Origin of the sequence: Rufibacter sediminis (assembly GCF_014269285.1) — a bacterium.
In the GTDB taxonomy this organism is placed as follows: Bacteria; Bacteroidota; Bacteroidia; order Cytophagales; family Hymenobacteraceae; genus Nibribacter; species Nibribacter sediminis.
The window spans coordinates 149,987-175,215 of sequence record NZ_JACOAF010000031.1; the positions used below are offsets into that span (position 1 = coordinate 149,987).

16 protein-coding genes are annotated in these 25,229 nt (G+C 55.2%); 11 read left to right on the forward strand and 5 right to left on the reverse strand.

The annotated features are described in order from the left end of the window. Positions 1-211: 211 nt before the first annotated feature. A complete protein-coding gene (gene ettA / locus H7U12_RS14395) occupies positions 212-1,879 on the forward strand; it encodes an energy-dependent translational throttle protein EttA (protein WP_186639180.1) in 1,668 nt (555 codons plus the stop codon). Between the two features lie 133 nt (positions 1,880-2,012). Continuing rightward, complete coding sequence (locus H7U12_RS14400) at positions 2,013-2,852, forward strand: CPBP family intramembrane glutamic endopeptidase (RefSeq protein ID WP_186639182.1); 840 nt, start codon at positions 2,013-2,015, stop codon at positions 2,850-2,852. Positions 2,853-2,926: 74 nt separating this feature from the next. Here H7U12_RS14400 and H7U12_RS14405 read toward each other — a convergent pair whose 3' ends face one another. Next, positions 2,927-3,445, reverse strand: coding sequence for a transposase (locus H7U12_RS14405; protein ID WP_186639184.1), 519 nt, complete (start codon positions 3,443-3,445; stop codon positions 2,927-2,929). A 514-nt stretch (positions 3,446-3,959) separates the two neighbouring features. Between H7U12_RS14405 and H7U12_RS14410 the strand changes: the two genes are divergently transcribed. Continuing rightward, positions 3,960-5,021 (forward strand): proline iminopeptidase-family hydrolase, encoded by a 1,062-nt coding sequence (locus H7U12_RS14410; RefSeq protein WP_186639186.1) that lies wholly within the window; start codon positions 3,960-3,962, stop codon positions 5,019-5,021. Between the two features lie 212 nt (positions 5,022-5,233). Here H7U12_RS14410 and fabF read toward each other — a convergent pair whose 3' ends face one another. Continuing rightward, positions 5,234-6,478 (reverse strand): beta-ketoacyl-ACP synthase II, encoded by a 1,245-nt coding sequence (gene fabF / locus H7U12_RS14415; RefSeq protein WP_186639188.1) that lies wholly within the window; start codon positions 6,476-6,478, stop codon positions 5,234-5,236. 220 nt (positions 6,479-6,698) lie between these two features. Here fabF and H7U12_RS14420 point away from each other — a divergent pair, with 220 nt between their 5' ends. Then, a complete protein-coding gene (locus H7U12_RS14420) occupies positions 6,699-7,607 on the forward strand; it encodes an alpha/beta hydrolase family protein (RefSeq protein WP_186639190.1) in 909 nt (302 codons plus the stop codon). Between the two features lie 313 nt (positions 7,608-7,920). Here H7U12_RS14420 and H7U12_RS14425 read toward each other — a convergent pair whose 3' ends face one another. Together H7U12_RS14425 and H7U12_RS14430 are read right to left on the reverse strand one after the other, a co-directional pair. After that, the gene (locus H7U12_RS14425) at positions 7,921-8,628 is read right to left on the reverse strand and encodes a YceI family protein (RefSeq protein WP_186639192.1); all 708 of its coding nucleotides are present in this window, start codon (positions 8,626-8,628) and stop codon (positions 7,921-7,923) included. A gap of 161 nt (positions 8,629-8,789) precedes the next feature. Further along, positions 8,790-11,390, reverse strand: coding sequence for a M1 family metallopeptidase (locus H7U12_RS14430; RefSeq protein ID WP_186639194.1), 2,601 nt, complete (start codon positions 11,388-11,390; stop codon positions 8,790-8,792). A 178-nt stretch (positions 11,391-11,568) separates the two neighbouring features. Here H7U12_RS14430 and yjjX point away from each other — a divergent pair, with 178 nt between their 5' ends. The 5 genes from yjjX (at position 11,569) to H7U12_RS14455 (ending at position 15,882) form a co-directional block, all read left to right on the forward strand. Further along, entirely contained in the window at positions 11,569-12,117 is a 549-nt protein-coding gene (yjjX, locus tag H7U12_RS14435; protein WP_186639196.1) for an inosine/xanthosine triphosphatase, read from the forward strand. An 80-nt stretch (positions 12,118-12,197) separates the two neighbouring features. Then, on the forward strand, positions 12,198-12,929 hold the full coding sequence (gene pxpB / locus H7U12_RS14440; protein WP_186639199.1) for a 5-oxoprolinase subunit PxpB: 732 nt from the start codon (positions 12,198-12,200) through the stop codon (positions 12,927-12,929). Then, the gene (locus tag H7U12_RS14445; RefSeq protein WP_186639202.1) at positions 12,919-13,920 is read left to right on the forward strand and encodes a 5-oxoprolinase subunit C family protein; all 1,002 of its coding nucleotides are present in this window, start codon (positions 12,919-12,921) and stop codon (positions 13,918-13,920) included. The genes pxpB and H7U12_RS14445 overlap by 11 nt, the downstream gene beginning before the upstream one ends. Next, positions 13,917-14,687 (forward strand): LamB/YcsF family protein, encoded by a 771-nt coding sequence (locus tag H7U12_RS14450; RefSeq protein WP_186639205.1) that lies wholly within the window; start codon positions 13,917-13,919, stop codon positions 14,685-14,687. Before H7U12_RS14445 ends, H7U12_RS14450 begins: the two co-directional genes overlap by 4 nt. A 4-nt stretch (positions 14,688-14,691) precedes the next feature. Next, a complete protein-coding gene (locus tag H7U12_RS14455; RefSeq protein ID WP_186639207.1) occupies positions 14,692-15,882 on the forward strand; it encodes an NRAMP family divalent metal transporter in 1,191 nt (396 codons plus the stop codon). A gap of 545 nt (positions 15,883-16,427) precedes the next feature. On the opposite strand, the gene H7U12_RS14460 is transcribed toward H7U12_RS14455, so the two are convergent. Further along, positions 16,428-19,421 (reverse strand): M16 family metallopeptidase, encoded by a 2,994-nt coding sequence (locus tag H7U12_RS14460; RefSeq protein WP_186639209.1) that lies wholly within the window; start codon positions 19,419-19,421, stop codon positions 16,428-16,430. A gap of 542 nt (positions 19,422-19,963) precedes the next feature. Between H7U12_RS14460 and H7U12_RS14465 the strand changes: the two genes are divergently transcribed. Then, entirely contained in the window at positions 19,964-22,759 is a 2,796-nt protein-coding gene (locus H7U12_RS14465) for an outer membrane beta-barrel protein (RefSeq protein WP_186639212.1), read from the forward strand. Between the two features lie 279 nt (positions 22,760-23,038). Next, complete coding sequence (locus H7U12_RS14470; protein ID WP_241749391.1) at positions 23,039-25,144, forward strand: sensor histidine kinase; 2,106 nt, start codon at positions 23,039-23,041, stop codon at positions 25,142-25,144. The last annotated feature ends 85 nt before the right edge of the window (positions 25,145-25,229 follow it).

Below are 25,229 nucleotides of genomic sequence, written 5' to 3' on the forward strand. Positions count from 1 at the left end.
AAGTTTATGAATTAACGCCAATTATCATAACTCCACCGTGCCAAAATTTACGATATTTGTACCCATTGGCAGAAAATAAGCGCAACCCGGCGTTAGTTTGCATACTGATTTCCGGGCACAAGGTTATCTGTTTCGTTTTGAGGCTGTTTTTAGGAAAACGCCTCCTAAACGATTTCTGCCCATTGACGGACCTGAATCTATCTACTAATTCATGAGCAACGAAACTATCATCTTCTCCATGGCGGGGGTGAGTAAAATTTACCCGCCGCAGAAACAAGTTCTCAAGAACATCTATCTTTCCTTCTTCTACGGCGCCAAAATTGGCGTGTTGGGTCTCAACGGCTCGGGTAAATCATCGCTTCTGAAAGTGATTGCCGGCGTAGACAAGCAGTTCCAGGGCGAGGTGGCATTCTCGCCGGGGTATTCCGTGGGCTACCTGGAGCAGGAGCCGCAGCTGGACCCCTCCAAAACCGTGATGGAAATTGTGCAGGAAGGTGCCGCCGAGACCGTGGCCCTCTTAAAGGAATTTGAGGAAATCAACGAAGCCTTCGCGGATGAAAATGCGGATTTTGACAAGCTGATGGCCCGCCAGGGCGAAGTGCAGGAGAAACTGGACCACCTGGGTGCCTGGGACCTGGACAGCAAACTGGAACGCGCCATGGACGCCCTGCGCACCCCGCCCGGCGATGCTGTGGTAGGCAACCTCTCCGGTGGTGAGAAACGCCGCGTGGCCCTGTGCCGCTTGTTGTTGCAGGAGCCCGATGTATTGCTTCTGGATGAGCCTACCAACCACTTAGATGCCGAGTCTGTCTTGTGGCTGGAGCAACACTTGCAGCAATACAAAGGCACCGTAATCGCCGTTACCCACGATAGATACTTCCTGGACAAAGTAGCCGGTTGGATTCTGGAACTGGACCGTGGCGAAGGTATTCCGTGGAAAGGAAACTACACCAGCTGGCTGGAGCAGAAAGCCGAGCGTTTGGCCAAAGAAGAGAAAACCGAAAGCAAGCGCCAGAAAACTCTACAACGCGAACTGGAGTGGGCCCGCATGTCTCCCAAAGCCCGCCAGGCCAAGTCCAAAGCCCGTTTAGGAAACTACGAGAAAATGGCCTCTGAGGAAGCCAAAGAGAAAGAGCAGAAACTGGAACTCTTCATCCCAGACGGTCCGCGTTTGGGGAACGTGGTGATTGAGGCCGAGGGTCTGAGCAAAGCCTTCGGGGACAAATTGCTGTTCGAAGACCTGACGTTCAGTTTACCGCCCGCTGGCATTGTGGGGATCATCGGGCCGAATGGTGCGGGTAAATCTACCTTGTTCCGCCTGATCACCGGCCGTGAAGCCGCCGATGCCGGGAACATCACCGTAGGACCCACCGTGGAAACTGCGTACGTAGACCAGCAGCACGAAAGCCTGGACCCGAACAAATCGGTGTTTGAAACCATCTCCGGCGGTACCGAGACCATGCTGTTGGCGGGTCGTCAGGTGAACGCCCGCGCCTACGTGAGCAAGTTCAACTTCACCGGTGGTGACCAGGAGAAGAAAGTAGGTGTGCTGTCCGGTGGAGAGCGTAACCGTGTGCACCTGGCCATGACCCTGAAGCAAGGTGCCAACCTGCTCCTGCTGGATGAGCCTACCAACGACCTGGACGTAAATGCTATCCGGGCCCTGGAAGACGCGCTGGAGAACTTCGCCGGTTGCGCCGTGGTCATCAGCCACGACCGCTGGTTCCTGGATCGCATCGCCACGCACATCCTGGCCTTTGAAGGCGACTCCCAAGTAGTTTGGTTTGAAGGAAACTTCTCTGATTACGAAGAAGCCAAAAAGAAACGCCTGGGCGACGTAGAACCGAAACGCATCCGCTACAAGAAGCTGATGGACTAAGTCTATTTAGCGCCTGATTTTATGAAAAGAGCCCGGAAACGTAAGTTGCCGGGCTCTTTTGGTTTTGTTGAAGCGGGATGTTTATATAAATGTATAGGAAGAGCTATCTTCAAACAGAAATAATAACTCTTCTGTGAACAAGCTGTTTGATTATTTAGAAGATATTCCCGCTAGCAAAAAATGGGTCATGCTCTTGGTTTTACTTAGCATGGCTTCAATTCCTGTACTGGCCAATTGGGTATTCATTATTGTTGGGTGGCGAGATTTATTTAAGAATCAGCTTTATCTATTAGCATGGGGGGTAGTAGTCTATCTTTTCTGGATTATATTTCTGGTCTGGTTAAAAAGAAATGACGATTTGCACTGGCGTCACCTTAGTTTAGGAAGTGCAGAAATAAAGAAAGGGCTTGTCCTAGGCTTCTGCGCATATGCGGTGGTGCAAGTAGGAGTGATGCTGAAGTTGGTATTCTCTGGCCATAGTTTAACCCTGACTAATAGTTTCTCCTCAATTGGAAACTTCTCTAAAGCAATCGGGATTTTTGCCTTTAATATTTTTATTGGAGCATTCATTGAAGAAGTTTTGAACAGGGCTTACCTGATCCCTCAGGTCTATTTGCTACTGAAAAGAAAAGTAGAGCGAAAATCATTCGCTCTATTGATTGCTCTCTTGATAACTCAAATATTATTTGCCCTTTCCCATTTGCCAAGAGATTTATTCCGGTATGAGGTCACCTCAATGGATGCTTTGTTCAGCACACAAGTCAATTTATTTTGGAGCGGTCTCATCTATGCAGTTCTCTATCTTAAGACCAGAAACATAATATTTGTAAGCTTTTTCCATGCCTTGGCTAGTTTTAATTTAACCATTGTAACTTCAGATGCCCCTTTGCTGCTTTACAATGGAATAGTTTTCTTTATAATAGCCATTCTTTGGAGGAAGCCAAAAGAGAAAACTGAGCCTGCATGGGCATAGGGGTTCTGCTTTTCAGGATAAATCCTTTTTTCGCCGTTGTTGGTGTTCTCACCAACAACCCAAACTGCGGATTCCTACTCAAGATAGTGTGTTAGAAATCCGAAATCATCCTGGTTCTCCAAATAAAACCTAGCCGACGAGTAATAGTAGCCTTCCGGCAGTTCAGCCAGTTTCCATTTCTCCTGCACCGGGTTTTGGTGGATGTACTCCAACTTCTGCTCCGTCACGGCAACGGAGTAACAGTGAACAGACAAGGGATTGCGTTCCCATATCTGATAGTGCCTGTCCTTGGCCTCCGCCTGAAACCGCTCCAGGACTTCTGGGTAGTTCTGTGCCAGATCAAACTTTAACTGCTGCCCCGTGAACTTCAGGAAGTCCCGCTGTACATCTTTTCGTAGGTGCGGTTCCACCATCTTCCAGAGCAAGTGCAGGTGGTTGGGCATCAGCACAAACCCACACACCTTTACTCGCTTTTCCCGCACCAGAAACTGGAGGCTGTCTAAGACGATATTCTTGTACTTGTCAGGTTTCAGCAAGTGCTTCCACTCCAGAATAGTGGCCGTGAAGAAGGTGATATGCTGATGTTCCTCCATTGACAAGTGGATTGCTTTCTTGTTTTACAGAAAGGGCAATGAAATTGTTGGTGATAACACCAACAATGGCACGATTGAGCATTTTGAAAGAATGCGTAATGTCACCTAGTGATCTTTGTAAAAAACAAATACGGCTTAGAGGCGCCAAAGTGGACGAGCAAACCTGAGTTCTTCCCTTGGATCTATAAAGAAGTGATAATCCTGGAAAAGATTGCAAACCCATAGCTTATACTTGCCTATTGTCCTTCGCCCTTGTTGGTGTTATCACCAACAAGCACCACAGTAGGTTGAATAGCCTACCTGTTTTTGCTTCGGTTTCTGAAAACAATTCTCAAACGAACAGAGAACCTAAATCAAGATAGAATGGACTGCACTGCACCAATGGAAAGAAAAGAAGCAGCTTTCCACAGGAGTATGCTGATAAGTCTATATCTTAAACGGGCAAAGCCTTACAACCCTGAAAGTGATACAGCTATTGTAAGAAAAGGCATCACATCCAAGCTAAACACCACCCATGAACAAACTTTTACAAAGCACTTGCCTCCTGCTTCTGGCCCTGTTGTTTTCCTGCTCCAATCAGAAAAACACCGCAGAAACAGCGGCGGCACCAACAAGTGATTATTTCGCTCCTACCGAGCAAGGCGTGCAGGACGGCGGCGTGCAGATGGTGCCCATCCAAACCGGCAAAGGCACGTTCAACGTCTGGACGAAGCGCGTGGGCAACAACCCGAAGATAAAGCTGTTGTTGCTCAACGGCGGTCCCGGGGCCACGCACGAGTACTTTGAGTGCCTGGAGAACTTCCTGCCCGCCGAAGGCATCGAATTCATCTATTATGACCAGCTGGGCTGCGGCAACTCAGACAACCCCCAGGACACTACTATGTGGGACCTGGCCCGCTACGTAGAGGAAGTGGAGCAAGTCAGAAAAGCGCTGAACTTGGGTCCCGATAACTTCTATCTGCTGGGGCATTCCTGGGGCGGCATTCTGGGGTTGGAGTACGCCCTCAAGTACCAGCAGAACCTGAAAGGGCTCATCATCTCCAACATGATGGCCAGTGCCATTGACTACGGCAAGTACGCCGATGAAGTCCTGGCCAAGCAGATGGACCCTCAGGTGCTGGCGCAGGTACGCGACATTGAGGCTCGTAAAGACTTTCAGAACCCCAAATACATGGAGCTGCTCATGCCGCATTTCTACGCGAAGCACGTCCTGCGCCTGCCCCTGGAGCAATGGCCCGAGCCCGTGAACCGTTCCTTCGCTAAAATGAACCAGTCGTTCTACGTGACCATGCAGGGGCCCAGCGAGTTCGGGATCTCGGGCAAACTGGAGCAGTGGGACCGCAAAGCCGACCTGAAGAACCTCACCGTACCCACCCTGTCCATCGGAGCCGAATTCGATACCATGGACCCCAAGCACATGGAGTGGATGGCCACCCAGGTGCAGAACGGCAGCTACCTCTATTGCCCCAAAGGCAGCCACATGGCTTTTTACGATGATCAGCAAACCTACATGAAGGGCCTGATTTCGTTTCTGAAAGGCGTGAACGAAGGCCAGAAGGAAGTAAAACTGCCCTAACGTGCTTTGGAGGCGTTTTAACAAAAAGAGCCCTAAAGCTCCTAGGGCCTCGATGGCCCACTATGGCGCGGAAGTTACTTCCGTGACTTTCTTTCTTTTTTCGCCGTTGTTAGTGTTATCACCAACAACCAAGACTACTTTCCTTCAACCCAATCCTTCTATAGCGCAAATGTTCTTCCGAGATTCACTTTCCGGAGAGAATCAGGAGAACCTTACCCCTCAAACTTCTTGAAGATGGCCGTGGCGATGTGGCCCCCAAACCCGAAGGTGTTGCTCATGGTGTATTTCACTTCCTTCTGCACGGCTTTGCCTAAGGTGAGGTTAAACTTCTGGGCCAGTTCCGGCTCCGGCTGGGTCACGTTGATGGTAGGCGGAATGAGGTTCTCCTGCACGGCTTTAATACACGCAATGGCTTCAATGGCCCCGGCCGCGCCCAGTAAATGGCCCGTCATGGATTTAGTAGCGCTCAGGTGCAGGTGCGTGTTCGCGCCAAATACCCGCTCCACGGCAATCACTTCACTGGCATCGCCGATGGGGGTGGAGGTGGCGTGGCAGTTGAGGTAATCAATGTCAGAAGGGGAGAGGTTGGCTTCGGCCAAGGCTTCCAGCATGCCCAGGTACGCGCCTTCGCCCTCGGGGTGCGTGCCGGTGAGGTGGTACGCATCGGCGGCCATCCCGCCGCCCACTACTTCGGCTAAAATGGGGGCGTTGCGCTGCAGGGCGCTCTCGTAGCTTTCCAGGATGAGCGCGCCCGCGCCTTCGCCCATCACAAAGCCGTTGCGGGTTACGTCAAAGGGCCGCGAGGCGGTGGCGGGGTCCTCGTTGAGGGTAGACAAGGCCTTGAGCGCCCCAAAACCGCCAATGCCCGTCTCGTTGATAGACGCCTCCGATCCGCCGGTGATGATCATATCGGCTTTGCCCCATCTAATGTGATTGAAGGCTTCCAGGATGGCGGTGTTGGAGCTGGCGCAGGCCGAGACCGTGGCGAAGTTCACGCCCCGCAAGCCGTATTTCATGGAGATGACGCCCGCCGCGATGTCCACAATCATCTTGGGCACGAAGTAGGGGTTGAACCGCGGGGTGCCATCGCCGGCGGCGAACTCCAGCAACTGGTCCTGGAACGTGATCATGCCGCCGTGCCCGGTGCCCCAGATTACGCCAATGCGGTTGCGGTTCAGGTGTTCAAAGTCGATGTTGGCCATCTGCACCGCTTCCTGCACGGCAATGAGCGCGTACTGCGTGTACAGATCGTTCTTGCGGGCCTCGCTCTTCGGCATGAACTCCAACGGATCGAAGTTCTTCAGCTCGCAGGCGAAACGGGTCTTGAACTTGGAGGCATCGAAGCGGGTGATGGGCCCCGCGCCGCTGACGCCGTTGATCAGGGAGTGCCAATATTCTGGTACGGTGTTCCCGATGGGCGTTAAGGCACCCATGCCTGTGATTACTACTCGTTTCATGTTCTTCTTGTCTCTACGGTGGTACGGCTGCGCTCCGGCGGTGGCTCACTTCTAGGCCTGTTTCTTAATTGATTCACGGGCGTTGCAGCCGAATTTTCTTCCCGGGGGAGGAAAGCGGGGGCAAGATACTTGATCAAAAGTGAAAAGCCTCTCGTACCTTCATTCTTCAAATGGAGCCAAGCCGTTTTGGCCCTGTTTTCAGAAAATCTGCCCTAAACCCATGAAGTGTCTTTTCTCTGTTCTGCTGCTCTGCCTTTTCTTCTCCCTGCATCCGCTACGGGCCCAAACGCCAGCCCCCAAGCTGATCACCTGGCAAGACCTGACGCAGCTTCCCACGCCGGCCACCGGCACCCGGATTGCCTATGGCCCCGACTCCCTGCAGTTTGGGGAGCTGCGGGTGCCGTCCGGCAAAGGGCCGTTCCCGGTGGTGGTGGTGATCCACGGCGGCTGCTGGCTGAACCAATTCAACTACCAATACATGAACCACCTGAGCGCGGCCCTGACCCAGCAAGGCTACGCCACCTGGAACATTGAGTTTCGGCGCGTGGGCGATGTGGGCGGCGGTTACCCCGGCACGTTCCTGGATGTGGCCCGAGCCGTGGATTATGTGCGCGACCTGGCCAGGAACTACCCCGTTTCAGGCAAAGAGGTAATGGTGATGGGCCACTCCGCCGGCGGGCATCTGGCGCTCTGGGCCGCCGGCCGAAAAGAGGTACCCAAGACGAGTCCGCTGTACACTAAAAACCCATTGAAAGTGAAAGGCGTGGTTTCCTTGGCCGGCATCCCAGATCTGGCCACCTACAGCACCCAGAAAGGAAGTTGCAACACCGCTGTGGAAAAATTGCTGGGCGGTTCGCCCACGGCGGTGCCCGAGCGCTACGCCGCTGCTACGCCTTCGTCTCGCTTGACCTTGAAAGTGCCCGTCCGGATGGTGCAGGGAGCCCGCGACCCGATTGTGCCCGTGAGCCAGGCCCTGAATTTCGTGCAGCAGGCCGCGGGACAGAAAAACAAGGCGAAGGTAGTGCTGCTACCCGATGCCGGCCATTTCGACTTGGTAGCGCCTACTTCCCCGGTTTGGCCCACAATTGTGGAAACCGTGCAGGAAATGCTGAAGAAACTGAAACGGTAGGGCGACAGACCCGGAATGCCGCGCCTCAGGCGATCAACGTCTGGAAGTTGAAAACTTGAGATCCTGGTAAGTACAAATCGGAAACCTGAGCCTACTTATATGGAGTCATCCTAAAAGGATCTGGTGGGAGAGCCAGAAAGTCTTTTGAGTAACGTCATTGCCGTTCACCCCCGAGATTTTCCCAGATGACAGCGTAAAAGATGAGAACATCATTTCAGGTTTGTACTTACATCCCTTTTTGCGCCTGTTTTTACCAAAAGAGCCCGAAAACGCAGGTTTCCGGGCTCTTGTCTTGAAGGGAGGTTGGCTTTGGTTATTGCGCAGAAGCGGTGGCTGCGCCGTCTTGTCTTTTCGCTTCCAGGTCCAGTTCTATGTTCACAGTCTCGGAGATGAACTTGTCGCCCAGGGTTTTGTCGTTGCCGTAGTTCATCTGCCACTGGCGGCGGTCAATGTTGAAGTTGGCTTCGGCTTCCAGAGCGTTATCGTCCAGTTCAATGCGAGCCGGGAACGTGATGTTCTTGGTCACGCCTTTCAGGGTGAAGTTACCGCTCACGCTGAAGTTCGCGCCCGCCACCAGCGAGGTGTCTTTCCCGTCAGATTTGTACGGCTCTACCTTGGTGATCTCAAAGGTGGCCGTGCCGAATTTCTCCACGTCAAAGAAGTCGCCGCTCAGCAGGTGGGGTTTCAGTTTGGTCTGGAACATCTCTTCCTGCTCTTTCAGCTTCAGCGATTTGATGTTGATGGTAAACTGCCCCCCGGTGATCTGCTCGTTCGCCACTGATACGGTGCCCGATGACATCTGGAAGGTGCCCGGGTGGTTTTTGCCCACGCCGTTGCCGGTGAACTGCACCACCGAGGCGGCCGTGTCTACCACAAAGGTCTGGCCCGAGGCGCTGGCGGCGGCCTTTTCATCGGTGATGGTGGCCTGATCGCCTTCTTTGGGAGCCTCGTTGCAGGAAGCGAAGGCCAGACCCGCTACTAAAGCCAGGCCAGCCGATTGGAGGGTGAATCTTTTTTTCATAGTCGTAAATTGCTTTCGTTTATGTAGCTACATAAAGTACACTCTCAACGAGGAAAATCCGTATTTGTTCTATTTGTCGGGGTTACTACCTAAACCAGAGGCGAGTAGCGCTAGCAGAAACCCGGTCCTCCTCCGGCTTTGGCAAGAACGTGCCGCCCCGGTTACTTCGCCTGCTGCACCAGTTTCTCGGCCCGGAACACGCCATCGGCGGCTTGCAGAATCTTGCCTTTCAGTTTAGGGTTGTATTCTGGATTTGCCTCTAAAAACGTGCGCACCGTAGCCGCTGCCGCCGCGCTCTGGTACGATCCAAACGTGGCGGAAAGCCAGGAGGCCGGGAAGAAGATGTCACCGGTGAGCTGGATCTCGGCCAGCAGCTCCAGGCTCTCCTTCAGGTATTTCTCTGAGGTAGCCGCCCGCAGCGGGTGGTGCAGATACCCCAACGCCGATAGCACCCAGGACTCCACCTCGCGGTTTTCTTCTTTTTTCAGGGAGGCGAAGAAGGCATCGCGTTCCTTTGCGTCGCCAGACAATGCTGGCAACATGAACTGCAGCCGTTTCTTACGGTCTGGGTTAGGGATACGCGCCATCTGCCGAGCTAGAATTTGCGGACTGTTCTGGTAATCGCGCACGGCTAAAGCTAAGGCCAGGGAGGTGTAATCATCTTCAGACAGCTTGATTCCGGCGGGGGCCTGTTCTTTCTCCCAGATCTGGTACAGACGGTTCTGCGCGGCGGCACTTAAAGCAATGCTCTGGTACGTCTTAAACAGCAGTTTCTTTACGTTGCCCGCGGTGGCGCGCTCCATAGCCGTCCAGAGTTCCTGCTCCAGTTGCGGCGCCAGGACCGGACGTTGGGCAGCCGGTAGGAAACGCCAGAAAATGTCACTCAGTTGGCCGGTGATCAGCTTCACGTTAAGTTCTTCGGTCTCCCGGGAAAGGCCGCTGCGGTAGAAGTCCAGCAGTTGCTGCGGAGAGACGCTGCGGCCGTTCTGCATGTTCTCGTACAAGTTAATGTAAGCCGATGCCCGCGCGACCGGGTTCTTCAGTCCGTACAATCCGCTAAGCATCTGCGCATCTACCGGAAACACGCCGTAACCCTGGCCCGTGACGTCAAACAGCACAAACTGCGGCTTCTCTTGCCCTACCGCCTGGGGCAGGGTAACTTCGGCCTGGTTCATGTTCACGGTCAGCTCCTGAATGCGATTTGGGTACACCAAGGCAATCTCAAAAGACTGCGGCCAGAAACGAGTGGAGCCGTCTTCGCCTTTCTGCCGGAGGGTCAGTTCAGAAATGGCATTGTTTTCAAATTTGAGGCTATAATCAAACTGCGGACGGCCCGGCTCGTTCACCCACACCTGGTTCCAGGCCTGTAGATCGGCGGGAGTGAGGTCATCCAGAATTTTGATGAGATCAGGCCAGGTGGCGTTACCGTAGGCGTATTGCTTGAGGTACTGCTGCAGCCCTTTCCGGAACGCTTCTTCGCCCATGAGCCGTTCCAGCTGGCGCATCATCACGGGAGCCTTGTGGTAAATGATGTTGCCGTACATAGAGCCCGCGTCTTGCAGGTTGTCCAGCTGCTGCCGGATGGGGTTGGCCCCGGCGGTGCGGTCTACGCCATAGGCGGCGGGCAAATGATCCACCACAAACTTGAGGTCATAGTTGGAGTTGGCCACGGCTACCTGCGTGATTTTATCGGCCATGAAATTGGCGAAGACTTCCTTCATCCAGACATCGTTGAACCACTCCATGGTCACCAGATCGCCAAACCACATGTGCGCGGTCTCGTGGGAGATCAGGCTGGAGCGGGAGATCTTCTGGTCCTGGGTGGCGCCCTCGTCCAGAAACAGCGTGGAGGCCTTGTACTGGATCGCGCCCACGTGCTCCATGCCGCCGTACTGGAAATCGGGGATGGACACGAAGTCGAACTTCTGGAACGGGTACTTGAGGCCGGTGTACTGCTCCATGAACTGCAGCGCATCAGCGTGAATCTGGAAAATGGGCGCTACACTCTGCGCCAGCTTTTCTTTGTCGGTCTCGCGGTGCAGGAAGTGCATGGTGCGGCCGTTGGCGGTTTGGGCAAGATGGTCAAATTTGCCGGCCGCAAACGAGAACAGGTACGTGGGAATCAGGTCTGATTTCTGGAAACGGTAGGTCTTCTGCCCCGCGGTCAGCACTGAGTCCTGCAAGGGCGCGTTGGCGATGGCTTTCCAATCCTCCGGAATCGTCAACGTGAGGGTAAAGGTGGCTTTCAGGCTGGGCTGGTCAAAGCAGGGGAACACGGTGCGGGCGCGGTCGGGCACCAGCAGCGTGTAGAGGAAATCCTGTTGCCGGTTCAAGGACAGGTTGCCCGCAATAAAGTCAATCTCCACCCGGTTCTCGCCTTTCTTCAGGTACTGCGCCGGAATAATCAGGTGTTCCTGGGTGTGCTCAACGGGCACTGCCTGCTGATTCACTTTGACCTGCCTGAGTTTGTCTGCGCTTTCCTTGAAATCGAGCTGCACCGGCTGCCCCGTGCTTTTCAGGTGGAAAGAAATGACCTCCGAGGCTTGGACTGGTTCATCTTTCCGGGCCGGAAGGATCAGGTGCAGGTCGTACCCGATCTGGCTGAGCTGGGCGATCCTGAAATCGGCGAGCGACTTGGAGACCCCGGGCACCACGGGAATAGAACGGAAGGAAGAGGGCCCGTGTCTGGTGCAGGCAAGTGACGTGCCCAGCGAGAGGAGGAGAAGGCCTTTTTTGAGAGGCTGAAAGCGCTTGTTTTTCATTCTGGGTAAAATTACAAATCCTACGCTTTTCTACCCTAGTTTTCAGAGGTTTTGTATTCTGGTGATAATCGTTTTTTATCTTATTTTCCTAAAAAACGTCCAAAAAATATTATTGGTATGAAGCTTGCATAAAAATGTAAAAATTTTGCTTTACTTCGTAAGTAAGAAAACATAAGAGATGAACAAAGTAGTACAAAAAGTAGTGGTGGCATCCACTAACCCTGTAAAAGTTGAAGCAGCGCTGAGTGGTTTACAGGCCATGTTTCCCCAACATGAATTTCAAGTTGAGCCCATCTCGGTTCCGTCTGGCGTGGCAGACCAGCCCATGTCTGATACCGAAACCCTGACCGGTGCTTTCAACCGCATGTGCAATGCCTTTGATGCACATCCGCAGGCCGATTTCTGGGTAGGCATTGAAGGCGGTGTGCAGGCCCTGCACCAGGAGCTGGCGGCTTTCGCCTGGATTGTGGTTCGTGCGCAAGGATTGGTAGGGAAGGCCCGTTCCGGGATGTTCTTCTTGCCGCCCGCCGTGGCAAATCTGGTGCACCAGGGCGTGGAACTGGGCGAGGCCGATGACCGGGTGTTCGGGCAGGCCAACTCCAAGCAGAACGGCGGTGCCATCGGGATTCTGACCGACAACGTGGTAGACCGGAAATCGCTCTACGAGCAAACCATGAAACTGGCCCTGGTGCCTTTTAAAAACGAAACCCTTTATATCCAAGATTAGATAGAAACAGCTTTACCCCAACCGCAGTAGCGTTTTCCGCGTCTTTTCCGGAAAACAGCCCGTAAACAGACCCCTCCACCATGCCCTTTCAGCTATCCTCCGTCCGGATGTTTCCTCTGGGAGACGCGGCCCTTGTGCTGCAACTGGGCGATGAGATAGCCGTTGAGACCCATCATCAGGTAAAAGCCGTCGCGCAGTTCCTGGACCAGCATCCGTTTCCTGGTCTGGTGGAGTACGTGCCGGCTTTTACCACCGTGACGGTGTACTATGATCCCTGGCTCGTCAGCGATTGGGGCCGATTAGACGCGTACGCCGCGGTGGAAACGCACCTGCGGCAGATGCTGGCACAACTGGAAACCGCGCCGGCCGCCGCCCAAGCGTCTGTCAAAGAGATTCCGGTGGTGTACGGCGGCGCATTTGGCCCTGATCTGGAGCTGGTGGCGCAACACACGGGCCTCCGGGCCGAGGAAGTCATCGCGCTCCATTCCCAGGCCGAGTACCTGGTGTACATGATCGGGTTTGCGCCCGGTTTCCCGTATCTGGGCGGCATGAACCCGCGTCTGGCCGCGCCCCGCAAGCAGGTGCCCCGGGCGGTCATTCCCGCCGGTTCCGTGGGCATTGCCGGTTTGCAAACCGGTGTGTACCCCCTGGAAACCCCCGGCGGTTGGCAACTGATTGGCCGCACGCCGCTCTCCCTGTTTGATCCTGCCCGCGCTTCGCCCAGTTTACTGGAGATGGGCGATGTGGTGCGTTTTGTGCCCGTTTCCGAGAAAGAGTACCTAAACTGGAAGGAGCGCCCGCATGAGCATTAAGGTAGAGAAAGCGGGGCTGTTCACCACAGTGCAGGATCTGGGCCGCTTCGGGTTTCAGAAACAAGGCATGGTGGTGAGCGGTGCCATGGATGCGTATGCCCTCCGTTTGGCCAATCTTTTGGTCAACAATCCGCAGAATACCGCCGCCCTGGAAATCACGCTGGCCGGACCCTGTCTGCTTTTTCAGGAAGATTGCCTGATTGCCTTGGCCGGAGCCGATCTGTCCCCTTCCCTGAACGGAATCTCCGTGCCTATCCACCGGGTCATCTATGTGCAGAAAGGAGCCTTGCTGGCGTTTGGTGCCCCGGCGCTGGGCTGCCGAGCGTACCTGTCCGTAGCTGGTGGTTTTGACGTGCCTCTGGTGATGGGCAGCGCGGCAACGTACGCGCGCGCCGGGCTGGGAGGCTGGCAAGGCCGGGCGCTGCAGAAAGGAGACGTTCTGCCGATGAAGTCCCTCGTCTCAGAGCAGGTATCCGCGTGGAGCGGGAAAAGTAAACCAGAGGAGCTTTTTTCTGTAGCTAGCTGGGGCATCGCGGCGGATTTGCTGTCGGCGTATACTGATGCTCCCACGGTGCGCGTTTTGCCGGGACCGGAATATGACCTGTTTTCCGAAAACGCGCAGGAAACCTTCTGGCAAGGCGAGTTCAAAATAGCCACGGCCTCAGACCGGATGGGCTTCCGCCTGGAAGGGCCTCCTCTGGAACTGAAGGAACCGGTGGAGTTGCTTTCCAGCGCGGTCACTTTTGGCACGGTGCAGGTGACTCCCAACGGAAATCCTATTATCTTACTGGCCGAACACCAAACCACGGGTGGTTATCCGCGCATAGGGCAGGTGATTTCTGCTGATTTGCCGGTGCTGGCGCAGGTGCGGCCCGGGCAGTGCGTTCGGTTCCGGGAGGTTTCCCTGGCCGAGGCGCACGCCCTCTATTATCAGCAGGAACGCACCCTGGAGCACTTGAGTCGGGCCATCCATCTTCAATCCAAAAGATGACGAACACCTTGACCGTTGATGTAAACTGTGATGTAGGCGAAAGCTTTGGCGCGTACCGCCTGGGCCATGACGAGGCCCTGCTGCCTCTGGTGACCTCGGCCAACATCGCCTGCGGGTTCCATGCCGGTGACCCTTCGGTGATGAAGAAGACCGTGCGGCTGGCCCTGCAGAACGGAGTGGCACTGGGTGCGCATCCGGGGTTTCAGGATCTGGTTGGTTTCGGGCGGCGAGACCTGGCCGTTTCTCCCGAGGAGGCCTTCAACCTGACCGTTTACCAGATAGGCGCGCTCACGGCGTTCATCACCGCCGAGGGCGGCGTGTTGCACCACGTAAAACCGCACGGCGCGCTCTACAACATGGCCGCCGTGAACCCCGCTCTGGCCGAGGCCCTCGCCGAAGCCGTCTACAAAGTCAATCCCGAGGCGGTTCTGTACGGCCTGGCCGGAAGTGCCCTGGTGCAGGCCGGCGAGAAACTGGGCCTGAAAACCGCCCATGAAGTATTCGCGGATAGAACGTACCAGGAAAACGGCACCCTCACTTCCAGAAGACAACCCAACGCCCTCATCACTGATCCGCACGAGGCCGTGCAGCAGGTGGTGCGCATGGTCAAAGAAGGAAAAGTGCGCTCGCAGCAGGGCGTAGACGTCCCCATTAAAGCAGATACCATTTGTCTGCACGGCGATGGGACCCATGCGGTGGAGTTTGCCCAGCTCATCCGCCGGAGACTGACCGAGGAGAACGTGTCGCTTCAGCCGTTTTCGTGTTAGTTTTATGAAACGACCCCAAAACTGGAGCGTGCTGCTGGGCGCCGCTTTCCTGATGGCCACCTCGGCCGTAGGCCCCGGCTTTTTAACCCAAACCACCGTCTTCACGCAGAGCCTGGGCGCCAGCTTCGGGTTTGTGATTCTGCTTTCCATTCTGCTGGATATTGGCGTGCAGCTCAACGTCTGGCGCGTGATTGCCATCTCCGAAAAACGGGCGCAGGACATTGCCAATGCCGTGTTGCCGGCCTTGGGCGCGTTCATTGCGTTTCTGATTGTGCTGGGCGGTTTCGCCTTCAACATCGGGAACGTGGGCGGGGCCGGCTTAGGGCTGAATGTGCTGACCGGTTTATCCGTGGAGGCAGGCGCGGTCATCTCCGCCGCCGTTGCCATCGGGATTTTCCTGGTGCGCGAGGCCGGCAAACTCATGGACCGTTTCGCGCAGCTGCTGGGAGCCTTGATGATCGGGTTGATTGTGTACGTGGCCTGGGTTTCCTCGCCGCCGCTAACCGAGGCCGCTATCCGGACGTTTGCCCCAGCGCAGATCAGTTTCACGGCCATCATCACGCTGGTGGGCGGCACGGTGGGCGGTTACATCACCTTCGCGGGCGGGCACCGGTTGCTGGATGCGGGCGTGAAAGGCAAGGAAGCCTTGGGTCAGGTGACCACCAGCGCGGTGTCAGGTATTTCGCTGGCCTCCGTGATTAGGGTGCTGCTGTTTCTGGCAACCTTGGGCGTGCTGCAGCAGGGAAAGGTGCTGAACCCGGAGAATCCGCCGGCCTCGGTGTTTGAGCTGGCCGCGGGCACGTTTGGGTACAAGCTGTTCGGGGTGATGATGCTGGCGGCGGCCGTTACTTCGGTGGTGGGCTCGGCGTACACGTCGGTTTCCTTTATCAAGTCGTTTCATCCGCGCATCGCGCAAAACGAGAACTGGTTTATCATCGGGTTCATCTTTATTTCCACGGTCATTTTCGTGTTCATCGGGAAGCCGGTGGCGTTGCTGGTGTGGGCGGGGCTGCTGAATGGCTTCGTGCTGCCCGTGACGCTGGGCACCATGCTCATCGCGGCGCATAAGAAAAGCCTGATGGGGACGTACCGCCACCCGTGGCTCTTGACGCTGTTCGGGGTCCTGGTGGTGCTCCTGATGACCTGGATGGCCGGGGCCACGCTGTGGCAGCAAGTGAACGGTCTGTTGGCATAAACGGAGTTTTCTGTTTCGGGGCTCTTTTCCGGAAAACGGGCCCAAAACAGAAAACGCCGTTTAAAACGAAAAGGCGTTTCCGGGGCTTTTCCCGAAAACGCCTTTAAAATGATGGTTCAAATGTGGTAAACTGGTCTCCTGGAGAAGTAACCTGCCAGAAAAGCGGGTACTCAGAAATTAGCCGGGAAGCTTACCTGTTCCATCTGAATAGATCACCTATTTGTTCTGCACGCATTCCGTCCCCCTTTGAAGGGTAGGGCCGTTAAGTTCTACATTGCAGCCTTCAACTGAGATGGGGTCCATTGCCATCCTTGAATAGTTTGAGGCTGTCGCCTCACTGAAGTTGCAAACTTCAGCTCATTTTAGGTCCAAGTTGAAAACTTGAACCAGCTATATTTTTAGAACTTAACGGCCCTGCCTTTGAAGGGGGTAGGAGGATGACCAAGTCGCTTCAAATTAGAAGAACTACTCCTAAACTTAGATGCCATCTTCCTGTAAAGGGCAACCACAAGGGATTGCCCCTACGCAAATCTTCAACGGTATGCTTAGAAAATGCGACCTTCCTTGCGAGGCTTGCGGCCTTTGGGCGGGGTGATTTTCTTGGGTTCTGCGGTCACTGCCGGCGTGGTGGCCTGCGCCAGAATCTGCGCGCCGTCTGAGTCCAGTTCCACCACCTCGTAGCCCAGTTTCTCCAGCCCCGGTTTCACCGAGGCTTTGTCGCCCACCAGCATGATGCTCATTTTCTCCACGGGCAGGTATTTCTTGGCCAGGGCGTTAATTTCCTCCTTGGTGATGTTCTGCAGGATTTCGTTCTGCTTGGCTACGTAGTCGGCGTCCAGGTTGTAGCGGAGCATGTTGTTGAGGAAAAACGCTTTCTGGAAGGACGTCTCGTACTTGAGAGCATCGCCCTGGCCGATGGCGCTGCGCATGAACGCTAATTCTTCATCGGTGATGCCTTCTTCCCGGAACCGCTTGATCTCTTTCATGAACTCCACCACCGAGCTGTCAGAGACGTTGGTGCGTACCCCGGCGGCGGCGGTGAACGGTCCGGCGGCCTCGGAGCCCGAGAAGTATGACCAGGCGCCGTAGGTGTAGCCTTTGTCTTCGCGCAGGTTCAGGTTGATGCGGCTGTTGAAGGCATCGCCCAGGACGTAGTTCATGAGGGTGGCCTTGTAGAAGTCGCCGGTGGCGTCATAGGGCAGCGCCATGTACCCGATCCTGATCTCCGACTGCGCCGCCTTTTCTTTGTCTACCACGTAGATTTTGGTTTTGTCTATATTGGCGACTTTGGGCTCGGCGGGGATGGTCACCTGCTTGGCGGTCCATTGGTTCAGGAACGCCAGCTTGGGCATGATCTGCGCCTGCTGCACATCGCCCACAATCACGAGATTGGTCACCGAGGGCGAGAAGTAGTCTTTGTAGAACTTCTTCACGTCATCCAGCGAGATGTTCTCCACGGTGGCCGTGGTCCCGATGACCGGAATGGCCTTGATGTGGCCTTCGCCATAGAGCATTTTGTTGAAGACGTTGTTGGCTACTACCGTAGGCTGGGTGCTCTGGTTTTTGATGTTCTCCAGCCGTTGTTTTTTCAGGCGGTCAAAATCGGCCTGGTCAAAGCGGGGGTGCAGCATGCGCTCCTCCAGCAGCGCCAGCGTGGCGTCCAGGTTTTTGACCTGGCTCTGCACCTGAATGGTCATGTTCTCGGTGCTGCTCCCGAAGTTGATGGAGCTGCCCAGTTTCTGCAATTGGCTGGAGAGATCCTCGGCGGTGTATTTCACCGAGGATTCGTTCATGAGCGCCGCCGTCAGCGAAGCGATGCCCGCTTTGGACGGATCATGGGCCTCCAGTTTGTGGCCGCCTTGCAGCGAGAAGAGCATGGTCACCGTAGGCACCTCTTCGCTTTTCGCCCCGATCACCTTGATGCCGTTGGCGAAGGTGTCTTTCCAGAACGGCGGCACGGTGATGGTGGGGTTGGGGCCAGGAGCCGGACGCTTGCTGCGGTCAAAGGTGTCTTTCGCCTTCACGTATTTCAGGCCGGCGTACTGGTCAGCGGGGGCTTTGTAGCCACTGGGGTCTACTTTGAAGTTATCGGCCTTGGCCACCATCTCGGGCTTGCCCTTGGGGACCACACTCAGGAGCACGGCGGGTTTGCCTTTGATGTACTGGTTGTACACGCGCAGGACATCGGCTTTGGTGACGGCGCGGTGCGCTTTCAACTGGTTGGTGAGGAAATTGGGGTTGCCGGTGAAGGTTTGGTACGAGGCCAGGGTAGAGGTTTTGCCCGCCACGCTGGACAAGCTGTTGATGATGTTGGCCTCATAGGAAGACTTGAAGCGCTCCAGGTCATCATCGGTGACGCCGCGTTTCTCAAACTCCGCGAAGGCGTTGCGCATCTCTTTCTCCATGTCGGCGAGGGTGTGGCCGGGCAGGGGCAGAACCGTGAGGGTGAATTCGCCGGCCAGTTCTGAGCAGGGGTGCCCGGCGCTGGCCTGCACTACTTTCTGGGTTTTGTTCAGGTTCTTGTACAGGATGGAGTTTTTGCCGCCGCCAATGATCTCGGCCAGCACATCCAAAGGAACTTCGTCTGGATGGTAGTTGGGCACGGTAGGGAACGTCATCTGCAGCATCGGGAAGCGCACGTTGTCCTCGTAGGAGAGATAGCGGTCCTGGGTAAGCACCGGGGCCGCCAGTTTCATGTTCTTCACCTCGGGGCCGCGCTGGATAGAACCGAAGTACTTCTCCGCTAGTTTCACCACCTGGGCCGGGGTTACGTCACCGCCCACAGTTAGCGTGGCGTTGTTTGGCCCGTACCAGCGCAGGAAGAAGTTTTTCAGGTCATTCACGTTTACCCGGTTCAGGTCTTCAATGTACCCAATGGTAGTCCAGGAGTACGGGTGGCCGTACGGGTAAAGTGCCTGGGCGCTCTTCTCGTACACCAGCCCGTACGGACGGTTGTCATAGTTCTGGCCGCGCTCGTTCTTCACGGTCTCGCGCTGCACCTCAAATTTCCTTTGGGTCACGGCATCCAGCAGGAAACCCATGCGGTCGGCCTCCAGCCAGAGGGCGGTTTCCAGTTGGTTAGAAGGCACGGTCTCAAAGTAGTTGGTACGGTCGCGGTTGGTGGTGCCGTTCAGATCGCCGCCTGCCTGCGAGACAATCTTGAAGTGCTCCTCATCGGCCACGTTGTCCGATCCCTGGAACATCATGTGCTCAAAGAAGTGCGCGAAGCCGGATTTGCCCACCTCTTCCCGAGCCGAGCCCACATGGTAGGTCACGTCCACGTGCACGATAGGGTCTGAGTGGTCTTCGTGCACTACCACCGTGAGACCGTTGGGCAGCACATACTTCTCATACGGTATGACCAGCTCTGATCCTTTGCGAGTCACCTTTTCAATCCGTTTGGTCTGGCCCGCTGGTTGGGCAGTCGTGACCACGGTTACCGGTTTCTTGGTGGGGGAGGTCTTTTTGGGGGCTTGCGCCTGCGCCTGGGAGATAAGCGCCGCCGCCAGCAATACGGCTAAAGTACTCTTCTTTGACATACGCTTGGATAGTTAGTGATAGGAATAGGGTTTAGTAATGTTACTAAATTTTAGTGGATTTTTTATAAGTGTAGTCACAAGCTTAACAGACTTTAACATTTAAGCCTAGGAAGGGATAAAAAGTTGGTAGTGAAAAGGATGTGAAAGGTGCGCGGTGTCTGTTTAAGGAGCAGACTGCGGTTTCCGGTTTTAAGCCTGTTTCCTGAAAACGGGCCCAAATCGCCTATGAAACGCCTAACCCGAAAACTCCCGGCTCCCGCCGAAAACAAAGCGCGGTGCAACTTTCTGCGGAAGCTGCGCCACTTACTGAAAAAGCCAGCACGCCCGAGATTCGGCGAAGCTCTTTTGTCCGGGAAACCTCCGAGCAAAGACAGATCTCATTTCAGGCCTGTTTTCTGAAAAGGACCCTTAAAGCCCAGCAGGTCAAATGTTAATGTTTGTTAAATGTTCCGGGGCCGCAGGAATGCTCTGCCTGAAAATGTATAACATTAGTGCCAGATCGCTGCGCTTTCTCATCCATGTTTCACCTCTATTCTCCCCGCATGAAATCAACCTTACTCATTTGCTTGCTGTTGTTTTTAATGGGCCTGCCCGGGTCTGCTTTCGCCCAGAACCAAAAAGGCGAGGTGAAAGGCAAACTCTGGGACGCTACCCACAAAGAAGCCCTGCCGTATGCCACCATTGCGGTTTATACCGCCCAGGACACTACGCTGGTCACGTTTAGGGTGAGTGATGAGAAAGGCAATTTCAGGGTGCCTGGTCTGGCCCTGAACAAGCCCTTCCGGATCGTGATTACCATGACGGGGTTCAAGGTGTACCGCAAGGAGTTTACCTTGACGGCCGGCAACGCAGACCTGGACTTGGGGCAGGTGGAAATGACCCAGGCCGATCACCTGTTGGGCGAAGTGGTGATTATGTCTGAGGCGCCGCCCATTGTGGTCCGCAAAGACACGCTGGAGTTCAACGCCAACTCGTTCAAAACGCTGCCCACGGCCTTGCTGGAAGATCTCCTGAAGAAACTGCCGGGCGTGACGGTAGACGGTTCGGGCAACATTGCGGTGAACGGCAAGGCGGTGAACAAGATTCTGGTAGACGGCAAAGAGTTTTTCGGGAACGACCCTAAAGTAGCCTCCCGCAACCTGCCCGCCGACATGATTGACAAGGTGCAGGTGGTGAACGACCCCGATGCCCTCAGAAGAGACCCCGATCTGCCGGTGAACGAGATTCCGCAGGTGATTAACCTCAAACTGAAGAAAGGCATCAAGCAGGGCGCGTTCGGGAAGGTATATGCCGGTACCGGCTCAGACCGGCGCTACGAAGGCGGCGGCATCCTGAACGTCTTCCGGGACACCACCCAGATCAGCTTGCTGGGCTACTCCAACAACCTGAACAAACCGGCCTTCGGGTTTGAGGACATTTCCCGGATTGGGGGCTTTAACCGCAGCGGCATGAACTCCATCATGGTGCGGAGCGACGGCGGATTTGCCGTGAACGGTATTTCCTTTGGCGGCACCGAAGACGGGATTCAGCGGTCTACCGGGGCGGGCGGTAACTTCAACACCCTGCTTAAAGGCGACGTGAAGGTGAACCTGCAATATTTCTACGGCGGCATAGACGCCGACCTGAACCAACTGGTGAACTCCGCGCAAAGCCTCCCCAATGATACACTGGTCTCGCGCCGCACCAGAAACCAGGACAGTGACAACCAAAGCCATCGGTTTGGTGGCCGGATTGACTGGAAAATTGACTCCGTGACCAACCTCAGTTTCTCGCCCAGCGTGGTGCTGGCCCGGAGCGCCTCCAACCAGGGGCTGTTCACCAATACCTTTAAAAGTTCCTCTGAACAACTCAACAGCAGCGAGAATCAGCAGCAACTGGACAATACCACCGCCACCTTCTCCGGTAACCTGTCGTTTGACCGAAGCTCCCGCAAGAAAAAAGGCCGCCAGTTCAATTTCTACGGTACCTACAACATCAACGACGGCGACCAGGACCAGTTCTACCAGGTGGAAAGCTATTACTACGGCCTCAACCCCTATTCTGAGTTCCTGGATCAGCTGCGCGACAACGTGGTGACCAACCGCGCCATCAATACCTCTTTCTCGTATACCGAGCCCTTCAGCAAAAACCTGAGTGGCGTGGTAAGGCTGAACGCTGAATATTTCAAGGACGGCAACCGGGTGTCTACTTTTGATTTGGCGGGCGAGGGAGCCGAAGCACCCCTTTTGCTTCCGGCGCTCTCAGACAAGGTGGAGCGCAGCGGCTGGCGCAATTACGTGACCACCAGCCTGAAGTGGAAGATCAAAGACCTGACCCTGCAACCGGGCATCCGGTTTACGCTGCTCAACATTGAGAACACGTTCCAGAAACTCCAGCCGATAAACCAAGATTACTTCTATGCCTTTCCGTCATTGACGGTCAACTGGAAAAGCTTCAACTTCAGCTACAACGTGAACGTGCGGGAACCCTCAGCCGCCGATCTGCAGCCTGTCACCGATCAGTCCAACCCCTTGTTCATCCAGTACGGCAACCCGGAACTCACCCCCACTATCTCGCACTCGGTGAACCTGCATTTCCGGAAGTTTGATACCAAGCGGTCCATCAACTATTGGGCGTACCTGTCGGGGAGCATCAGCAATGACGCGGTAACGCGGGCCAGAACCCTGGACGAAACCACCGGTCAGCAGACCACCCGCCCCGTGAACACCGACGGCAACTGGCAACTGAACAGCAGCACCGAAGTCACGAAGGACTGGAAGTTTGACGGCCAGCGGCAGTTCTCCCTCACGGCCTCCCTGTGGGTGAACTACATGAAAACGCTCATCATCCTCAACAATCTGCGCAGCTACGGGCAGAATATCTCCCTCAACCCTAGCCTGAGCGCGCGCGTGAACCTAAATGACAAGTTTGAGTTCAATGAGTCGTTTACCCTGGGTCGCCGCCGCAGTGTGTATGAAGACGAGGCGTTCCAGGACATCCGGTTTTCCACTACCACTTCCCGTACTGGCGTAGTGGTGCGCCTGCCTAAGAAGATTGTCTGGGAAGCCACGTTTGACTACACCTACAACTCCAACGTGGCGCCGGGCTTGCGCAAAGACATCAGCCGCCTGAATGCCGGCGTGACCTTCCTGTTCCTGAAAAACGACCGGGCCCAGCTGAAGCTGTCTGTGTATGATTTGTTGGACCAGAACATTGGGGCGTACCGGGCCATTAGGGAGAACTTTGTGGAAGACTTCCAGACGCGGGTGCTTACCCGCTACGCGATGCTCACGTTCACTTACAACATCCGCAACTTCGGGGGCAAAGTGGGCGGCACCAACAGCTTCTTCCGGTTCTAAAACCGCGGCCCAACGGGGTTCGTGAAAGAAGTCTGCCTGAACAGCAGAACTTACGGCGGGAACTGTAACCATTTTAGCCTTCATTTTGTAAAAGGAGCCCTAAAACAGGTGCTCCTTTTTCCTTTTTAGAAGGGGTTTTCTCCCGCCAACGGGAAATAGCTGACTTCTTTCTGCGGCGGCTGCGTATTTTCCGCAGCCGCCCGTATAAGGTGTGCGTTGGTGTGGCAGAAACAGTGCTGCTGCAAGGCTCAAAAAACAATTGCCCTTTAACCTTCCTTTATGCCACAGAACTACAGAGATGAAGTTGCCACAGATGCCTTGCGTATTTTCCAGGGGAAGGGACAGATGGGGGCCATGATGAGGGCTTTCAACTGGGAAGCGCATCCGCTGGGGCCACCTGCTACCTGGCCCCAAAGCCTGCAGGCGAACATCAGGCTGTTGCTGAACTCAGATTTTCCCATGTTTATCTGGTGGTCAAGGGAGCTGTATGCTTTTCATAACGATGCCTACATTCCCGCCCTGGGCGATAAACACCCGGCTGCGTTAGGGGTCTCTGCCCGCAAGATCTGGGCCGAGATCTGGAAAGACATTGGAGGCATTGCTGAAAATATCCTGAATGGCGGCGATTCTTTTTATGCCGAGGGGTTAAGGCTGCTGCTGGAGCGGAAAGGTTTTCCGGAGGAAACGTACTGGACCTTCTCCTACAGCCCGGCCTTTGATGACCAAGGGCAAGTGAATGGGGTTTTCTGTGCCTGCACCGAGGTAACCAGTACTCTTATTGGGCAGCGCCGCCTCAAAACCCTGAAGGATATTGCCGATGCCATGGCCCAGCTTCAAACGCTGAGCCAGGCCTGCGAGACGGCTTCCCAGATACTGGCCCAGAACGAGAACGATATTCCCTTTAACCAAATTTACCTCATAAACCGGCAGGAGACGGAAGCCGTGCTCTTAGGCGCGTCTGGGCAGGAAGAGGCGCCCCCAAGGGTGCCGTTGGCCACTCCTGAAACCGCAGGCAAGTGGCCTTTCTCAGAAGTGCAGCGCACCAAAAAACTTTACCTGGTAGAAGACCTGCATAGCCTCCGGGGAGCTGGACCGGAAGTCCAAATGCCGCTGAAAGCCGTGGTACACCCCATTTTTCAGCCCGGGCAAAACCACCTGATCGGGTTCTTCGTGTCAGGCATCAGCCATGAGCTGGAGTATGACAAAGATTACCAGAACTTCCATGAACTGCTGGTAAGCCAGATTGCCACGTCCATTGCCAGCATCCAGGCCCGGGAAGAAGCGGCCCGCCAGCAAGCAGAGCTAATTGCGTTGTTTGAGCAGGCCCCGGTGGCCATCTGCATCTTGCGCGGGCCCGAGCATGTGGTGGAACTGGCCAACCCCGGTATCTGTGAACTGTGGGGCAAACAGTATGGAGATGTCATCCGGAAACCTATTTTGGAGGCTCTGCCCGAGGTGAAAGGCCAGGGAATCATAGAACTTCTGGACGGGGTGTACACCACTGGCATTCCCTATGTGAATAATGAGTTACTGGTCATGCTGGAGCGTAGCGGAACACTGGAGCCCATGTACTTCAGCTTCGTGTACCACCCCATGCGCAACGCCAAGAGAGAGATCATAGGGGTGATTGCCGTGGCCATTGGAGTAAACGAGCAGGTGGAGGCCCGGCAGGAGATAGAAATCATGAACACCGAGCTGCGCGCCATCAACGCCGATCTGGACAACTTTGTGTACTCCGCCTCGCATGATTTAAAAGCGCCCATCTCCAATATAGAAGGTCTGGTTGCCACCCTGGTGGAGCACTTGCCCCTGGAGGTGCAGCAGCACGAAGAGGTGCAACGGGTGCTGGCGCTCATGGATGCCTCGGTGAACCGGTTCAAACGCGCCGTCTCAGACCTCACCCAAGTAGCCAAGATTCAGCGCGAAGCCGGGGAAGACATCGCTTCCATCAATCTGGGCGAAGTGGTAGCCGATGTGCAGCTGGATTTCGAGAACATGATTAGGGCGGTGGGCGCCCGCCTGGACCTCCAGATCGCGCCCGGGTCTACGGTGAAGTTCTCGGCCAAGAACGTGCGCAGCATTGTCTACAACCTGCTGAGCAACTCGCTGAAATACCGTTCCAAAGAGCGGCCCCTTCACATTACCATCGCTACCCAGCACGTTCCCGGTTTTACGGTGCTTTCCGTCACGGACAACGGCTTAGGCATGAAGCCCGAAGACAAGGACAAGATCTTCTCCATGTTCAAACGCCTGCATGACCACGTGGAAGGCACGGGCATAGGCCTTTACATTGTCAAGCGCATTGTGGAAAACGCCGGCGGCTCCATTGAGGTGGAAAGCGAACAAAACAAGGGGACCACGTTCAAGGTGTATTTCAAGCGGTAGCTATATCATGAGAGTGTTCCTGCGTTTAGGCACTGCTATTCTAAAAAGAGGCCCTAAACGCAGGAACACTCTTCAGGGATGAATT

Coding starts and splice junctions, on each gene's coding strand:
- pxpB (WP_186639199.1), top strand. CDS start 12,198: ATGCCCTTTCAGCTATCCTCCGTCCGGATGTTTCCTCTGGGAGACGCG.
- H7U12_RS14455 (WP_186639207.1), top strand. CDS start 14,692: ATGAAACGACCCCAAAACTGGAGCGTGCTGCTGGGCGCCGCTTTCCTG.
- ettA (WP_186639180.1), top strand. CDS start 212: ATGAGCAACGAAACTATCATCTTCTCCATGGCGGGGGTGAGTAAAATT.
- H7U12_RS14410 (WP_186639186.1), top strand. CDS start 3,960: ATGAACAAACTTTTACAAAGCACTTGCCTCCTGCTTCTGGCCCTGTTG.
- H7U12_RS14425 (WP_186639192.1), bottom strand. CDS start 8,628: ATGAAAAAAAGATTCACCCTCCAATCGGCTGGCCTGGCTTTAGTAGCG.
- H7U12_RS14405 (WP_186639184.1), bottom strand. CDS start 3,445: ATGGAGGAACATCAGCATATCACCTTCTTCACGGCCACTATTCTGGAG.
- H7U12_RS14470 (WP_241749391.1), top strand. CDS start 23,039: ATGCCACAGAACTACAGAGATGAAGTTGCCACAGATGCCTTGCGTATT.
- yjjX (WP_186639196.1), top strand. CDS start 11,569: ATGAACAAAGTAGTACAAAAAGTAGTGGTGGCATCCACTAACCCTGTA.
- H7U12_RS14460 (WP_186639209.1), bottom strand. CDS start 19,421: ATGTCAAAGAAGAGTACTTTAGCCGTATTGCTGGCGGCGGCGCTTATC.
- fabF (WP_186639188.1), bottom strand. CDS start 6,478: ATGAAACGAGTAGTAATCACAGGCATGGGTGCCTTAACGCCCATCGGG.
- H7U12_RS14420 (WP_186639190.1), top strand. CDS start 6,699: ATGAAGTGTCTTTTCTCTGTTCTGCTGCTCTGCCTTTTCTTCTCCCTG.
- H7U12_RS14430 (WP_186639194.1), bottom strand. CDS start 11,390: ATGAAAAACAAGCGCTTTCAGCCTCTCAAAAAAGGCCTTCTCCTCCTC.
- H7U12_RS14465 (WP_186639212.1), top strand. CDS start 19,964: ATGAAATCAACCTTACTCATTTGCTTGCTGTTGTTTTTAATGGGCCTG.
- H7U12_RS14450 (WP_186639205.1), top strand. CDS start 13,917: ATGACGAACACCTTGACCGTTGATGTAAACTGTGATGTAGGCGAAAGC.
- H7U12_RS14445 (WP_186639202.1), top strand. CDS start 12,919: ATGAGCATTAAGGTAGAGAAAGCGGGGCTGTTCACCACAGTGCAGGAT.